This is a genomic window from Nocardia sp. NPDC005745, assembly GCF_040630775.1.
GTDB lineage: Bacteria > Actinomycetota > Actinomycetes > Mycobacteriales > Mycobacteriaceae > Nocardia.
The window spans coordinates 148,953-166,176 of the sequence record NZ_JBEXYF010000012.1; the positions used below are offsets into that span (position 1 = coordinate 148,953).

Consider the following 17,224-nt stretch of genomic DNA (forward strand, 5'->3'; position numbering starts at 1 on the left):
GTGTAGTCGGCGTACTGCACCGGCAGGGCGTCCCATGTGGGCGCGGCGGCGGCGCGGCGCGCCAGATAGGCGGTCATCAGATCCTCGGCCAGCGGTCCGAGGGAGAATCCGTCCGCGGCGATGTGGTGCAGCACCAGGGCGAGCACATACTCCTGCGCCGCGTCGTCGATCACGAACACCACTGCGCGCAGGGGTGTCTCGGTCACCAGATCGAACGGCGCGGCGGCCAGCTGCCGAAGCCTCTCCGGCAGTGCCGTTTCGGTCACCCGCACTACCGGGACGTCAGGCGCGGTGGAGGGCAGGACCCGTTGCTCGGGCCCATCGGGGCCGTCCGGGTAGACGGTGCGCAAGGTCTCGTGCCGGGCCACCAGATCGGCCAAGGCCGTGGTCATCGCCGCGGGGTCGAGATCACCCGAGAGCCGCAGCGCGACCGGGATGTTGTCGATCGCGCCTGCTTGCCCGTCGGCGTGGAAGCGGTTGACGAACCAGATGCGCTGCTGGGCCGGGGACAGCGGAATCCGGTCCGGCCGCGGGAGCGGGCGCAGCGGTGCCCGACCGCCATCGCCGCGGTGCGATTCGGCCCGCGCGGCCAACGCGGCGACCGTCGGCGCGTCGAACAGCGCCCGCACCGGCAGTCGGGTGTCGAGCGCAGCGCCGAGCCGGGCCACCAGCCGGGCGGCGGTGAGCGAGTTGCCGCCGAGGGCGAAGAAATCGTCGTCCAGCCCTATCCGGTCGACGCCGAGCAGCTCACCGACCGTGGCGGCGACGAGTTTCTGTACCGGTGTCGCGGGCGCACGGAATCGCGCGGACTCGACCGCTGGCGCGGGCAGCGCGCGGCGGTCCAGCTTGCCGGAGGCGTTGACCGGGAACTCGGTCAACACGACGTATGCCGAGGGCATCATGTACGCCGGTAACCGCCGGGTGAGCGTCGCTTCGACCGCGCCGAGGTCGACTCGCGCGCCGGGCGCTTCGATCAGGTAGGCGACGAGGCGCTCACCGGTTCCGGCGTCATCGCGCACGACCACGACCGCTTGGGCGACCTCCTCCAGGCCGGTCAGCGCCTGCTCGATCTCACCCAGCTCGATACGCAGACCACGCAACTTCACCTGGAAATCCGTACGGCCCAAATACTCCAATTCACCGTGCTCGGTCCACGCCACCAAGTCACCCGTGCGATACATCCGCCCACCAGGCTCCCCATACGGGTTGGCCACGAACCGGTCACTCGTCAGATCCGGACGCGCCACATAACCCCGCGCGAGCTGCACACCCGCGAGATACAACTCACCCGCCACACCCACCGGCACCGGACGCAGGCGCGCATCCAACACGAACACCTGCGTGTTGAACACCGGAGCACCGATCGGCACCGACTCGGTATCAGCATCCACGACCTCATGGAAAGTGACGTCGACCGCCGCCTCGGTCGGACCGTACAGATTGTGCAACGCCGCACCGGTCAACTCACGCAAACGATGCGCAGGCTTCGGCGGCAACGCCTCACCCGAAGCGAACACCAACCGCAACGAATCACACCGTGCGGCAGCAGCATCCGCCACGAACACCGCCAACATCGACGGCACGAAGTGGGTGACGGTCACCTTCTCGGCGCTGATGACCTCCGCCAGGTAGGCCGGATCACGATGCCCATCCGGCTTCGCCACCACCAAACGCGCACCGACCTGCAACGGCCAGAAGAACTCCCACACCGACACATCGAACGTCGCCGGCGTCTTCTGCAACACCACATCAGCGCCGATCAGCCGGTAGGCCGTCTGCATCCACACCAGGCGGTTGACGATCGCGGCGTGCGAGACAGCGACGCCCTTCGGACGACCCGTCGAACCCGACGTGAAAATCACATACGCCGTATTCGACGTGGTGACCGTCCCGAGCAGGTCCGCATCGGTCAACGGTTCCCCGGCGTAGTCCTCGGTGTCGAACAAGTCGACATCCAGCACAGCCCACAGCCCACCGCCGGTGGCCGGATCGGGCAGCTCGAGCCCGTCCTCGGAGCGGGTCAGCACGCAGACCGGACGCACCGTCCGCAAGACGTCGGCGACCCGCTCGGCCGGATGCTCCGGATCGATCGGGACATAGGCTCCTCCCGCCGCGAGCACCGCGTACAGCGCCACCACGAGATCGGCCGACCGACGCATGCCCACCGCTACGGGCTTCTCCGGACGCACGCCGACCGACACCAGCAGCCTGGCCATCCGGTGCACCCGGCGCGCGAACTCGGCGTAGCTGAGCGATTCGCCCTCGAACCTCAGCGCGATCGCCTCTGGCGTCCGGGCCGCCTGCGCCTCGAACAGCGACACCAGCGTCGCGGCCCGGTCCACCGGGTGCCCGGTGGCGTTCCACGCGTCCAGGACGAGGGCGCGTTCGCCGGGATTCAGCACATCGATCGTGCCGAGGCACACCCGCGGATCGGCGACCACCGCGTCGAGCACGCGGTGCAAGCGCGACGCGAACGCCTCGACGGTGGCGGGGTCGAACAGATCGGTCGCGTATTCGAATACCGCGGCGAGCCCGGAACCGTCCGCCGCTTCCGCCACGGACAGGTGCAGATCGAATTTGGCCGTGCCCGTGTCGATATCGAGTCCGGTCGCGGTGAGGCCGGGCAGCTCGAGTTCGGTCCGCGCGGTGTTCTGCAAGTCGAGCATCACCTGGAACAGCGGATGCCTGGCCGCCGACCGCTCCGGCGCGAGCACCTCGACCAAGCGCTCGAACGGCGCGTCGGCGTGGGCGAAGGCGGCCAGGTCGCGATCGCGCACCGCCGCGACCAAGTCGGTGAACGTCAGATCGGCCCGGACGTCGGCGCGCAGCACGACCGTGTTGACGAACATGCCGACCAGGTCGTCGAGCGCGCGGTCGCCGCGACCGGCCACCGGGGTGCCGATCACGATGTCCCGCTGCCCGGACAGTGTGGCCAGCAGCGTGGCGAACGCGGCGTGCAGCACCATGAACAGCGAGGCGTTCGCCCCGTCCGCGATCTCGCGCAACCGGCGCAGGGTCGCGGCATCGATGGTGAAGGCGTGGCGCGCGCCGCGACCCGACGCGGCGGCCGGGCGCGGTCGATCGGTCGGCAGCGCCGACACGTCCGGCAGACCGGCCAGTTCCCCCCGCCAGAACCGGATCTGTTCGGCCAGTACCGAATCCGGGTCGTCCTCGGAGCCGAGGCTCGCCCGCTGCCACAGCGCGTAGTCGGCGTAATGGACGGGCAGTGGCGTCCAGTCGGGTGCGACGCCCGCGCGGCGCGCATGGTAGGCGCGCATGAGATCACGGGTGAGCGGCGCGAGCGACCAGCCGTCGGAGCCGATGTGGTGCAGCGCGACGACGAGCACGTGTTCGTTGTGGCCGAGGCGCAGCAGTACCAGGCGCACCGGCGGCTCGCGATCCACCCGGAAGGGCGTGACCACCACTTCGCGAACCCGCCGCATCAGTGCCTGCGCGCCGATCGTTTCCACGACCAGCTCGACCCGCGCCTCGCCGACCGGCAGCACCAGTTGATACGGGACACCCTCCGCCGCGGGGAAAATGGTGCGCAGCGACTCGTGCCTGGCGAGCACGTCGGCGACCGCTTCGGCCAGCGCCGTCTGCTCGAGCTCGCCGCGCAGCCGGATGGCGGCGACCAGATTGTCGGCCACCGACGCCGCGTCGAACTGGTTCAGGAACCACATGCGCTGCTGCGCGTAGGACAGTGGGACCAGCGTGGGGCGCGGCCCGGCGACCAGCTGCCCCCGGTTACGCGCCCGGCGGCCGCCGGACAGGTGCGCGGCCAGCGCCGCGACGGTCGGATACTCGAACAGCGCCCGCACCGGAACCTCGGTGTCCAGCGCGTCCGCGAGGCGGGCCGCGATCTGCGTTGCGACCAGCGAATTCCCGCCCAGTGCGAAGAAGTCGTCGTCCGCGCCGACCGGATCGACGCTCAGCACCTGCCCGAACACCGCGGCGACGGTCCGCTCCTGCGGCGTGCCGGGCGCGCGGAAGGTCTCGGTGACCGGCGTGGGATCCGGCAGCGCCCGGCGATCGAGCTTGCCGGAGGCGGTCAGTGGCATGGCCTCCAGCGGGACGTACGCGGTGGGCACCATGTACGAGGGCAGCACCCGGCGCAGCCGTTGCGTCAACTCCGCGGCGAGCCGTTCGGGCGCGACGGCGCCGACCACGTAGGCGGCCAGCGTCTCGCCGGACGGCTGCGCGACGACCCGCACCGCCGCGGCGCGCACGTCGTCCATGGCGAGCAGGGCGGCCTCGATCTCGCCGAGTTCGATCCGCTGGCCGCGCAGCTTCACCTGGAAGTCGTCGCGGCCCAGATACTCCAGCGCGCCGTCGCGGCGGCGACGCACCAGATCGCCGGTCCGGTACATCCGGCTGCCCGCCGGCCCGTACGGGTCGGCGACGAAACGCTCCGCGCTCAGATCGGCGCGGCCGTGATAGCCGCGCGCCAGCTGCGCGCCGGACAGGTACAGCTCGCCGACCACTGCGTCCGGAACCGGTCGCAGCCGCGCGTCGAGGACCATGGCCCGGCTGCCCGGCACCGGACGCCCGATCGGCGCGGGACCGCTCGCGGCCGGGTCGACGGGGGCGTGCGTGGCGTGCACGGTGAATTCGGTGGGCCCGTAGAGGTTGTGCAGCCGCGCGGGGCTCACCGCCGCGAACGCGGCGGCGGCCTCACCGGTCATCGCCTCGCCCGCGACCAGCACGGTGCGCAGGGACGCGATCGCCTCCGGCGCCGCGGCGGCGGCGAACACCGTGAGCATGGACGGAACGAACGAGGTCATCGTGACCCGGTGCGCGGCGATGGTCGCGGCGAGGTACCGGGGGTCGCGGTGCCCGTCGTGGGCGGCGACGACCATCCGCGCGCCACAGGTGAGCGGGGCGAAGAGCTCCCACACCGAGACGTCGAAGGTGGCCGGGGTCTTGAACAGCACCACGTCGTCGGCATCGATCCGGTATTCACCCGTGATCCACCTGATCTGGTCGACCGCCGAGTCATGTTGCACCGCGACGCCTTTGGGACGGCCGGTGGACCCCGAGGTGAAGATGACGTACGCGACGCCGGACGCGTGCAGGGGGGCCAGGCGGTGCGCGTCGGTGACCGGGGCGTCGGAGTAGTCCGCGAGATCCGGGGAGTCGGCGGTGATGATCGGTGTCGCCGGGCGCTCCGCGAGCGCGCACCGATCGGCGAGTTCCGCTCCCAGGTCGTCACCGGAACGGGCAAGCACGCAAACCGGGCGAGCCTCCGCGATCACCTGCGCGATCCGGGCCGCGGGCTGGTCGGGGTCCACCGGCACATACCCGCCGCCCGCGGTCAGCACCGCGTACGCGGCCACCACGAGGTCGGCCGAACGCCGCATGCCCAGTACGACCGTCCGCTCCGGGCCGACGCCCGCGACGATCAGCCTGCGCGCCAATCGGTTGACCGCGCCCGCGAACTCCGCGTAGGTCAGCCGCCGTTCATCGTCCAGTACCGCGACCGCGTCCGGGGTGCGCCGCACCTGCGCCTCGAAGGCGGTGAGCAAGGTCGCCGCCGGATCTCGGGCGCCCGCCTCGGCCTGCCCCGCCGCGAGCGCGCGCGCTTGCTCCGCGTGGTCGAGAAGGGGCAGATCACCTACCGCGATCCCGGGATCCGCGGTGGCCGCCCACAGGAAGCGGATCAGCGTGCGGGCGTAGCCGGCGATGGTGGCTTCATCGAACAGATCGGTGGCGTAACCGAACTCCGCGGGAACCCCCGCCGGTGCCGAACCTTCCCCGAGTCCGGCGCCGGCGGAGTTCTCGGTGACCGTGAGCTGGAGATCCAGCTTGGTCACTCCGGTGTCCAGGGTACTGGTGGCGACCGACAGTTCGGGCAGTTCGAAGGCGATTGGCTCGGCATTGTCGAAGGCGAGCAGGACTTGGAACAGCGGGTGACGCGCCTGCGAGCGCGGCGGATCCAGCGCGGCGACCACCTGCTCGAACGGCAGCTCGGCATTCCCGAAGGCGGCGAGGTCCTGTTCCCCGACCCGTGCCAGCAGAGCGGAGAACGGCTCGGCGGCGTCGACCCGGGTGCGCAGTGCCAGGGTGTTGACGAACATGCCGATCAGATCGTCGAGGGCGCGCTCGCCCCGACCGGCGACCGGGGTGCCGATCACGATGTCGCCGCTGCCGGACAGTCGCGACAGCAGCGCGGCCAGCGCGGCGTGCGTCAGCATGAAGGTCGAGATGCCTTGTGCGCGAGCGAGTTCGCTCATCCGAGCGACCAGTTCGCCGGGTAGCTCGAAGCCGAACACCGCGCCCCGGCCGGAGGCGACCGCCGGGCGGGGGCGGTCGGCGGGCAGGTCGAGCTGGTCGGGTGCGCCCGTCAACGTCCCGGTCCAGAACGACAGCTGGGTGGCCGCGAACGGATCGTCCGGGGAGCCGAGCAGTTCGTGCTGCCAGAGGCTGTAGTCGGCGTATTGGACCGGTAGCGGGGCCCAGGCGGGGGCGAGGCCGCCGCGGCGCGCCGCGTACGCGCTCATCACGTCGCGAGCCAGCACGCGCAGCGACAGACCGTCGGCGGCGATGTGGTGCAGGACCAGCGCGAGGGCGTAACCACCGTCGTCCACCGCGAAGATCGCGGCGCGCAGCGGAATCTCGCGTTCCAGGTCGAAGCCCCGCGCGGCGAACGCGCTCAGGCGCCCGTCGAGCTCGGCGGCGCCGATCGCCTCCGGCGCGCCCACCACCTCCGCCACCGACAACACGATCTGCCGTGCGGCCGGGCCGCCGCTGTCGCCGGGCAGCAGCGCGGGGAAGATCGTGCGCAGCACCTCGTGCCGGATGACCACGTCCTCGAGCGCCTGCCGCAGGGCGGTGAGGTCCACCGCGCCGCGCAAGCGCACCACGAACGGCATGTTGTAGCTCGCGCCGGATCGCTCGAACCGGTTGAGGAACCAGATGCGCTGCTGCGCCGGAGAAAGCGGAACCAGCGGCGGCCGTGGCCGTGCCCGCAGCTGCGCGACCAAGGACGCGCCGCCGGATCCACCGGCCCGCTCGACGAGTGCGGCGAGTTCGGCCACCGTGCAGGCGGCGAACACGTCGCGGACTCCGAGCGGGCAGTTCAGGTCGGCGGACAGCCGGGCGGCGACCTGCGTGGCCACCAGACTGTTTCCGCCGAGTGCGAAGAAGTCGTCGTCGCGACCGACCAGCTTGTTACCGAGCACTTCCGCGAACACCCGCGCGACCGCGAGCTCCACGGCGGTGGCGGGCGCGGTGTAGCCGGTCGAAGCCCTGCTCGGAGCGGGTAGCGCGCGGCGATCCAGCTTCCCCGAGGCGTTCACCGGCAGTGTGCCGAGAACCACGTAGGCGGCGGGCACCATATATCCGGGCAGCGCCTCGGCCGCCGCGGCGCGCAGCCGGTCCACGCGCACCGCACCCGGCTCCGCTTCCACGACGTAGGCCACCAGCTGCTCGCCGACGCCCGCGTCGTCGCGCAGTACGACCACCGCGCGGTCCACCGCGTCCACCCGGCCGAGCACGGCCTCGATCTCGCCGAGCTCGATGCGCAGGCCGCGCAGCTTCACCTGGAAGTCGGTGCGTCCGAGGTACTCCAGTTCGCCGTGGGGAGTCCACCGCACCAGGTCACCGGTGCGATACATCCGGCCGCCCGTCCGCGCGGGCCTGCCGCCGAACGGGTCGGCCACGAACCGCGCCGCGGTCAGCTCCGGTCGCCCGACGTAGCCCCGGGCGAGCTGTACCCCCGACAGATACAGCTCACCCGGCGCCCCGACCGGTACCGGCCGCAGCCGCGAATCGAGGACGTAGAGCCTGGTGTTGAACACCGGCGCGCCGATCGGCACCGAGAGGGTATCGGTGTCGGTGACTTCATGGAAGGTGACGTCTACCGCCGCTTCCGTGGGACCATACAGATTGTGCAGGCGCGCGCCGGTCAGGGCGCGCAGCCGCTGGGCGAGCGCGGCGGGCAGCGCCTCCCCGGAGGCGAACACCGTGCGCAGCGACGTACGGTACGCGTCATGCCGGTCCGCGAGGAAGGCCGCTAACATCGACGGCACGAAATGTGCTGTGGTGATACCGAATTCGTCGATCACCCGGCGCAGATAAGCGGGATCGCGGTGCCCGTCCGGCTGGGCGAGCACCAGCGTCGCGCCGATCTGCAGCGGCCAGAAGAATTCCCACACCGACACGTCGAACGTCGCCGGAGTCTTCTGCAGTACAACGTCTTTCGCGGATAGTCGATAGGTCTGCTGCATCCACACCAACCGGTTCACGATCGCCCGGTGGGTGATCGCGACGCCCTTGGGCAGACCGGTCGATCCCGAGGTGAAGATCACATACGCCGGATGCTCGGGTCGCAGGGCAGCGACGCGTTCCCGGTCCCACACCGGCGCGGCGGCGACGGCTTCATCGCCCCGGTCCACCCGCAGCACCGGCAGGCCGGTCGGTACGGGCGGATGAGCGTCCCCCGCGGTCAGCACGCAGGCCGGACGGGCCGTGGCCAGGATGTGCGCGGTGCGCTCCGGCGGGTGATCCGGGTCCAGCGGCAGGTAGGCGCCGCCCGCCGCGAGCACCGCGTACATCGCGATCACCAGTTCCGGCGAGCGCGGCAGGTGCAGCGCAACGACCGTTTCGGGTCCCACACCCAGCGCGATCAGCGCGCGCGCGAGCCGGTGGCTGCGCTCCGCGAGTTCACGGTAGGTCAGGTCCGGCGCACCGGCGGCCCGCAACGCCACCGCGCTCGGCGTGCGGGCCGCCTGCGCCTCGAACATCGACACCAGCGTCGCCATGGGAGCCGAGCCCGCCGAGCGGTCCGGCAGTCGCGCTTCCACGTCGAAACCCGTCTCGTTCCAGATCCGGGTGCTGACCTCGAGTTCCAGCTCGGTCGCGACGTCGACGGCGGCGAGCGCGGTATCCGGCTCGGTGGCGACCAGGCGCTCCAGGTAGCGGAGGAACCGGGCGTGCTGCCGCGCGGTGTCGTCGGCGGTGTAGAGATGCGGGTTGGCCTCGAAGTCGACATGCACCCGGTCCCGGTCGCCGTAGTAGACGTTGAGGCCGAGGTCTTCCACCGGGCCGGTGGACAGCACGTGGTAGCGCCCCACGGTCGCGCCGAGGGTGAGATCGGTGCGGAACAGCATGATGTTGGCCAGCGGCCCGAACAAACCCCGGTGCGCGAGACCGGCGACGTGCTCGGCGTCGCGCTGGATGTCCTCGTGCCGGTAGCGCTGGTGGCGCAGCGCGCCCGCGACCTCGACGCGGGTGGCGCGCAGCAATTCGCCCCAGCTCCCGCCGACGGGCAACCGCAGCGGCACGATGTTCGACAGCATGCCCGCCGAGCGCCGCAGCGCCGCGGTGGTGCGCGCGGTCACCGGCAGGCTCAGCACCGCCTCGTCCCGGTCGGTCAGCCGTCCGAGGTAGGCGGCGAACGCCGCGAGCAACACCACCGCGATCGTCGAATCCTCGCTCGCGGCAAGGGAGCCGATCCGCTCGACCAGCTCGGGGGCGAGCGCTCGCCCGGCGATCCGGTTGGTCGCGCAGCGCGGCGCGCAGCGACCGGCGAGGTTGGTCGCGCCGTCCAGCCCGGCCACCCGCCCCGCCCAGTGCGCGCGATCGGACTCGAAACGGGGGCTTTCCCGGTAGGCGAGTTCGGCCTGGGTCAGCGAGGCGAGCGTCCCGGGCCGCACGGCCTCGGGTTCGGCGCCGAGCACCCGGGCGGTGTACAGCTCGGCCACCCGCATGGTGTTGGTCAGCGCGCCGTAGCCGTCCAGCACGATGTGATGGACCCGCAGGTACCAGAAGTACCGGCGCTCGGCGACGCGCAGCACGGCGCCGGCGAACAGCCGGTCGGCGCGCAGGTCGACCGGCGCGCTCGCGTCCGCGCGCATCCAGTCGTGCGCCGCGGCCACCGGGTCGGCCTGGTCGCGCAGGTCGATCAACGGAATGTCGACCGAGAGCCCGAAGTCGACGTACTGGTGCGGGACGCCGCCGGATTCGCCGAGCCGCACCAGCACCGACTCGTACTCGCGCGCCGCCTCGCCCGAGACCTCCTGCAACAGAGCGGTATCCAGCTCGCCGCGCACGTCCACGTACTGGGCGATGTTGATCGGCACGTCCGGTTCGAGCAGCTGCGCGTACCAGACGCCGAGCTGGGCGGGCGCCAGGGCGAACGGCTCGGGTGCGGCCTGGGACGGCTTCGGCTCGACGGAACGCTGCGGCAACGCGCTGTACCCACCCAACTCCGTATCGTGCACCAGAGCCTCCTACTCGGCGAAAGAACCGCTGTCCGAACGCTTTTGGGCAGCACGAACAAGCCGCTACACCCGGCTGCCCAGTCCGGGCGCATGGCGTGAACACCACGTGCGATTCGATGAGAAGCGCGAGCGATGCGAAGGGCATCGCGCGGAATTCGGCAGATTTACGCGAGACCGGCGACCGGGTGGTCACCGCCGCGGCGAGCGTCGCGTCCGCCGACGTTCTCGCCTAGCGTTCGATCGATCCTCCAACGTCATCGCCGTGGAGCGGACGCCACGGTTATGTCAGCTACGTCACACGGTCGTCATCCGTGCAGTGCGAACATTAGGCGCTTCTGTAATAAAAAGGAACTATTTGCACTAAAAACTTCTGGACAGACGTCCAATGCGGCTACCAGCGGCGGAAGTCCAGGACAGACCTGGGCGCGCGACCGCGTTCGATCACGGCGAAGCGTTCACACACCGATGGCTGTGCAGATTATGAGCCGAAACGTTGCATTCGCGTTGCATCGGCGCCGAGGCGGCGATCCAGCACCCGGATCTTGGCCTCGATCTGCGCATACAGCGGCGAGTCACGATCCACCGTGGCCCGGTAGGCCGCCCATGCCGCAGCGTCGTCACGCCCCTCCGGGCAAGCGGTCCACCGGCGCAGCGCCGCGGCGTCTCCCGATCCCAGCACCGCGGTGCGCAATCGCACCCGCAGTTCGTCGCGAATGTCGATGATTCCCGGCGCGGTCGAACGGGGCAGCACCGGCCCGGCATAGAGCCGTAATGCCGAATCGACATCACCGGAGTCGAGCGCGGCGCGCAGCGCCTCCACATCGGTTGCGACGGGAACGCAGAGACGGTAGGGACGGGAGCCGAAAACGGTCGGGCCGACCACCGCCCGCAACCGGGACACGGCGGCGCGAATGGTGCCGTTGTCCAGATCGGTGTCGTCGAGCAGCAGCGCGAGATGATCGGCGCCGAGCCCCTCCGGATGTTCGGCCAGCAGCAACAGGATCTCGGCATGCCGCTGCGACAAGGGCACCCGATCATCGGCGACGCTCAATTGCGGCTGCCCGAGGCCGAGCACGTCGAGCGCGAGCCGGCCCGCCGGGTGCGGCGGCGCCGGATCGCGGCGGCCGCGACCCGTTCCGCGCTCCCCGGACCGCATCGCGGTGAGCAGCAAGTCCATTTCCGCGGCGGTGGCGGTGGCCTTGACCAGCGCGAGGATCTCCGGTTTGGCCACGCGGACGCCGCCCGCGATCATCAGCACGCCGACCAGCCTGCCGTCCGGATCGTGCACCGGCGCCGCCGCGCCGGTGAGCTGGTGCATCCGGTGCAGGAAATGTTCCGGACCGTGGATCCAGGCGGCGCGCCCGGTGCGCACCACCAGGCCGACCGCATTCGTGCCGATCCGGCGCTCGCTCAGATCGTCGCCTGCGCGCAGGCCGATCTCCGCGGCGGCCGCGACCTGCTCGGCGCCGCCGTGCACCGAGAGCACCCGGCCGAACTGATCGGCGACCACGACGATCAAACCCGTTCTGGCCGTGTCCTGTACGAGCAATTTGTCGATCAACGGCATCAGGGCGGCAATCGGATGGGCCTGGAGATAGCGCTGCAAATCGGCCCCGCGCAAGCCGCGACCGTCGACCGCGTCCATCGGATCGATCCCGCCGCGCACGCTGCGCAGCCAGGACTCCAGCACGGCAGGGCGCAACAAACCGGCGAGCCGGGCAAGTTGATCGCCGCCCGCGCTGAGATATCCGTGCGCCTGCGCGGCGTAGACTTCGAGCGCACCGAGTTGGGCGCCCGGCTCGACGCCCGGCCGTGGGGGTCGCCCACCTGCGATGTTGCTGACCATTTGCCTTTCTTTCCGCCCCAAACTGTACCGGCGCATACAGGGCGGCACCGACCGATGTTCGGGTTTGTCCGCCAGGTCACACCCGAGGCCGACCCGGAAAATTGTGACCTAACCGTCTTTCACTTATGAGAGCAGATGCGCGGCCGCCTTTTCCGCGATCATCATGGTTGTGGCCTGCGGCCCACGGCCCAGTGGCACCGGCACGACGGACAGATCCACTATCGACAACCCGGTTACTCCGTGCACCCGGCACAGCTCGTCCACCACGGCCGCCGCGTCGTTTTCCCGGCCCATTCGGCAGGTGCCGGATAAATGTTGCGAAGTGGCGAGATTCGCCCGTAACCAAGCGTCGAGATCACCGGTCCGCGGAATCGGGTCGACCGGCCGCGCGTTCATCCGGCGCAGCAGCTCGCCCGCGGTCGCCACCGCTTCGCGCAGCCGGGCACGATCCGTCTCCGCGGCGAGGTATCGGTAATCGATGAGCGGCGCGACGCCCGGTTCAGCCGATCGCAAGCGGAGCGTCCCGGAGGACCGCGGGCGCATCAGCGTGACGCCGAGCCTGCGCACCCCGGGGGTGAAGGACACGGCGTACGGGCGGATTTCGACATCGCCGACCTCGAGCACGGTCTCCAGCGGGACGGTCGGCGGTTCGGCCAGGTCGAGCAGGTAGGAGATCCCCACTTCCGGATGGTCGCCGAGCCAGGCGCCGACCGGGGCGGCGTGCACGACCGGGATGCCGAGCGGTCGAAGCTGCCGCGGGTCGCCGATGCCCGAACGCAGCAGCAGCGCGGCCGACTCGATCGCCCCCGCGCAGAGCACGATGCGGTCGGCCCATTCGACTCCGCTCTCGCCGTCGCGGAGCCACTCGACGCCGACCGCCCGCGTCCCGTCGAAACGGATGCGCGTGACCAACGTTTCTCCGCGCACCGTCAAGTTCGGGCGGTCCAGAGCGGGCAGCAGATAGCCGATGGCGGGGCCGATCCGCCTGCCGTGATCGCAATTGCACGGCACGACGCCGACACCCTCGCCGCTGTCGGGGGCATTGAGATCGGGCACCTCGTCGAACCCGGCGGCGAGGCAGGCGTCCGTGAACACCGCACTGACCGGGGCGGGCTCCGCGGTGCGCAGCACCGGAATCGGGCCCTGATCACCGTGCCAAGGCCGATCGCCGAAGTCCAGGTCATGCTCGGTCCGGCAGTAGAATGGCAGCACCGCGTCCAACGACCAGGTCTCCGAGCCGCCGAGCACCCGGCTCCAGTCCTCGAAGTCCGCCGCCGTGGCGCGGACGAAGTAGCCGCCGTTGACCGCGCCCGACCCGCCGATCACCTTGCCGCGCACGATGGTTCCCGGCACGGGCGGGTCCTCGGCGAGAACGACCTCGTAGCGCCACAGCCACCCGACTTCCGGACCGACCGGCAACGCCGCCGCGTCCAGCAACTCGGCGGGCATCGCGTCGAGGCCCGTCCACAGCGGACCGGCCTCGAGCAGCCGCACCGCGTGCGCCGGATCGGCGCTCAACCGCTCCGCGAGGACACACCCGGCGGTACCGCCCCCCACGATGAGTGTGTCGGCCATTCGGACTCCCGTTCAGTAGCCAAGATCCAGGGTCGTCGCGGGTCGTACGAGTCGATCAGCGCGAGGGCGTGGTGGGTTTCAGCGCTTCCACGCTGCGCGCGCGGAACGCGCCGAGCCACAGGCCGGTGCCGTAGGCGATGTCGTCGAGACGCTTGTAGGCCACGTAGCGCACGGGATCGAGGCCGCCCGCGTCCCGGTGGGTGAACCAGTCGGCCAGGCCGTCGGCGATGGCCATGGTGATCGCGATGCGCCGGACGCGCCGCGACAGGACCATCGCCACCAAAGTGATCGGCCAGTAGTGCCTGCACATCGCCGAGGCCATACGCCAGAGCCCGGCGAAGAAGCCGCGCGCCAGATAGATCGCGGCGATCCGGGTGGGGTTGTCCAGTTCGGCGAAGACGCGCCGCAATCGGGCCAGCGCGGTGATCAGGGTGCCGATGCCGCCGAGCAGCCCCCACTTGGTCAGCGTGGCGAACAGGAACGCGGCCAGCAACGTCCAGGACGGCACCGACAGCGGTGACACCGTGCCCGCGTGCCGATCGCCCAGCGGTGCCGCGCCGGTGCCGTAGAACAGCTTCCGGCCGAACCAGGCGCGGAAGCGGACCCGGTGGTCGTGCGCCACGTGCGCCGCGGGCTCGTAGCGCAGCCGCCAGCCCGCCCGCTCCAGCCGCCAGCACAGGTCGACGTCCTCGGCGACGTGCATGGACTCGTCGAAACCGCCCTGTTCCAGCAGCGCCCTGCGCCGCGCCAGCAGCGCCGCGCTCGGCACGTAGGACACCAGTCCGCCCGAGTGCACGGCCGCCTCGCGCCTGCCCAGGTCGAGCGAGGAGCGGGTGTGCTCGTAGCGCGCCAGCGCGTTGGACTCCGGGTCCAGCGCGACGATCCGCGGGGCGACCAGCGCCACCCCCGGGTCGCTGAAGTGGCCGAGCATCACCTCCAGCCATCCGCTGCGCGGCACCACGTCGGAGTCCAGGAACGCGACGAAGTCGGTTGTCGCCGCGCGCAAGCCGGCGTTGCGCGCGGCCGCGGGCCCCTGCTTGCGGTCGTGCCGCAGCACGGTCACCCGGCAGCGGGTACCTCGGTTGCGCGGGATCCGGACCGGCTGGTCGGACCCGTCGTCGACCACGACGACGTTGTGCCCGCGCAACGCGGCGAGCAGGCGGGCCAGACCCTCGGCGTTGTTGTGCAGCGGCACGATGACGGTGACGTCCTCCGGCGACGGCAACAGCCGGGGGCGGGGATTGGCCACTCCGGAGTCGAGCAGCCGTCTGGCAACGACGGCGGACTTCGGGCCGGTCACCTCGAGGTACCCGTCGCCGATCATCTCGGCGGCCTCCGGGGCAAGTCGCAGCAACCTGGCCGGCGAACCGCCGATCAGAACCCGCCCGCCGGAGTATGCGCGTACCCGGGGATCGATCCGCACCCCGAATCCATCGGGCAGGCGATCATGGCGCATTCCTGGCATGCTAGGCGGAGTTTCGCGGCCAGACATCAACAGTCCGGAAAAAACGGCAGATTTCCGGGCGAAACCGGCCCGCCACCGGAAGCGGCCCGCGCGGCACCCGATGCCGAGAGTTCGCCGACAGCCGTTTCCCAGCATCCGGCAACGCGACGGCTATCGCCCGGTCGCGGACCGGACGATAGCCATGACCGCACTGCTGGCACACTTTTGGCAAACCTCATTGCCTCAGGCCAGCGGACTCTCGTCGCAAGCCCGCGACGGGCGGCGTTCCGGCGTGAATCCAGTCGGGCGCGTCGCGCTCAACGTCAACGGGACCGGTGTACTCTTGCGCCCGCCCGCGCGGGGGGCGACCCGGCGGGAATGGTCGACCGACGAACGCGGGATCATCCGCGCGGTGTCGGCCAGCGCCGCCTCACCGTAGCCCTGGACGCACTCCGGATCCGGACCGTCGGCGGGCAACCCGGTGAAGAACTTCGCCGCCATGCAGCCGCCCCGGCAGGCGTCGTAGTGGCTGCACGACGCGCACGCGCCGCCGCCGCTGGGCTCGCGCAGCTCCCCGAACAGGTCCGAGGACCGCCACACGGCGCCGAAACCGCCGTCGGCCACGACGTTTCCGGCACGGAATCGGTCGTGGATGGCGAACGGGCAGGCATAGACGTCACCGACCGGATCGACCAGGCAGACCACCCGGCCCGCGCCGCACATGTTCAAGCCCGGCAGCGTCTGACCGAACGCCGAGAGATGGAAGAACGAGTCGCCGGTGAGCACACCCTCCCCGTTGCGCAGCAGCCAGTCGTAGAGCACCCGCTGCTGATCGGGCGTCGGGTGCAGCTCGTCCCATACGTCCGCACCCCGCCCCGACGGCCGCAGCCTGGTCAGTCGCAGGGTGGCGCCGTACCTTTCGGCGATGGCGCGGAACTCGTCGAGCTGCCCGATGTTGTGCCTGGTCGCCACCACCGACAGTTTCGCGTCCCGGAAACCCGCCGCGGCGAGGTTCTCCAGCGCGCGAATCGCCATGGCGTAGGAGCCGGGCCCGCGCACGGCGTCGTTGACCGCGGCGTCGGCGCCGTCCAGCGACACCTGCACGTCGACGTAGTCGCTGGCCGCCAGCCGGGCCGCGACCTCGGGCGTGATCCGCACCCCGTTGGTGGAGAACTTCACGCCCACGTGGTGCGCGGTCGCGTAGTCGACCAGCTCCCAGAAGTCCGGGCGCACCGTGGGCTCGCCGCCGCCGATGTTCACGTAGAACACCTGCATGCGCTCGAACTCGTCGATCAGCGCCTTGCACTGCTCGGTGCTCAGCTCGCGCGGGTCCCGGCGGCCCGAGGAGGACAGGCAGTGCACGCAGGAGAGGTTGCAGGCGTAGGTGAGCTCCCAGGTCAGGCAGATCGGCGCGGCCAAGCCGGACTCGAAGCGATCGACAAGGCGCACCGCCCCGCCGGACACGACAGCCCCCGCCACCGGAGCAGCGTTCGTGATCGCCGCCGGCATCGGCGCGTCTTCCGGCGCACCGATGATCATGTCCGAATCGGCGAGCTGGGTCAGCGCGTCGACATAGACGCCCGCGCCCGCCTCCGGCACGCCCGCCGCGTGCAAGGCGGTGCGGGCCGACGCGTGCTCCGGCAGCGAGCGGACGATCTCGACGATCCGCGGACTCTTCAGGAAGGACAGCTTGCGCGTGCCGAAGTGGTAGAGCAGCGCGCCGAACGGCTCGGGGCGCAGCGCCACACGCGGGTGCAGCTGCCAGCGGGTATCGAGATCGAGCATCGTGGTCCGCCGCCCGTCAGTAGACGCCGCACATGCCGTCGATGGATACCTCTTCGATGAGGCTCTCCTCGACCAGCGGCGCCTCTTCGGCCGACCGCGCGGCGGCGGTCTCCATCCGTCCGGTGTTGTCGGTGTCGGTGTGTCCGTTGGACCCGTATTCCGGCATGGCTACCTCCGCGAGGACGATCCGTGTGCGAACTGCTCGGTGCAGTTCGTGCTCACACAATAACGTCATCAACTGACAAAACAACAGGTTTCAGTCACCGAATCCGCGAAGCCCGAGATTCCGGCCACCGCTCGACCCGCGCGACCGGCCCGTTCGCCGCCCGCCCAGCGCAACAGGCGGCGACG

At 70.8% G+C, this 17,224-nt stretch carries 6 protein-coding genes (1 of these 6 running past the window's edge); all 6 read right to left on the reverse strand.

The annotated features are described in order from the left end of the window. Nucleotides 1-10,223, reverse strand: the 5' portion of a protein-coding gene (locus tag ABZ420_RS15265) for a non-ribosomal peptide synthase/polyketide synthase (protein ID WP_357122325.1). Its footprint begins 7,576 nt before the window's first position; the window shows 10,223 of its 17,799 coding nt (coding positions 1-10,223); the start codon lies at nt 10,221-10,223; the stop codon falls past the left edge of the window. Between the two features lie 478 nt (nt 10,224-10,701). Then, nucleotides 10,702-12,069, reverse strand: coding sequence for a GAF domain-containing protein (locus ABZ420_RS15270; RefSeq protein ID WP_357122328.1), 1,368 nt, complete (start codon nt 12,067-12,069; stop codon nt 10,702-10,704). 123 nt (nt 12,070-12,192) lie between these two features. After that, entirely contained in the window at nt 12,193-13,644 is a 1,452-nt protein-coding gene (mftG, locus tag ABZ420_RS15275; protein ID WP_357122331.1) for a mycofactocin system GMC family oxidoreductase MftG, read from the reverse strand. A 55-nt stretch (nt 13,645-13,699) separates the two neighbouring features. Then, nucleotides 13,700-15,100 (reverse strand): mycofactocin biosynthesis glycosyltransferase MftF, encoded by a 1,401-nt coding sequence (gene mftF, locus ABZ420_RS15280; protein WP_357122334.1) that lies wholly within the window; start codon nt 15,098-15,100, stop codon nt 13,700-13,702. Between the two features lie 231 nt (nt 15,101-15,331). Beyond that, on the reverse strand, nt 15,332-16,873 hold the full coding sequence (mftC, locus tag ABZ420_RS15285; RefSeq protein ID WP_357122337.1) for a mycofactocin radical SAM maturase: 1,542 nt from the start codon (nt 16,871-16,873) through the stop codon (nt 15,332-15,334). Nucleotides 16,874-16,889: 16 nt separating this feature from the next. Then, complete coding sequence (gene mftA, locus ABZ420_RS15290; RefSeq protein ID WP_157107015.1) at nt 16,890-16,988, reverse strand: mycofactocin precursor MftA; 99 nt, start codon at nt 16,986-16,988, stop codon at nt 16,890-16,892. Nucleotides 16,989-17,224 lie beyond the last annotated feature (236 nt).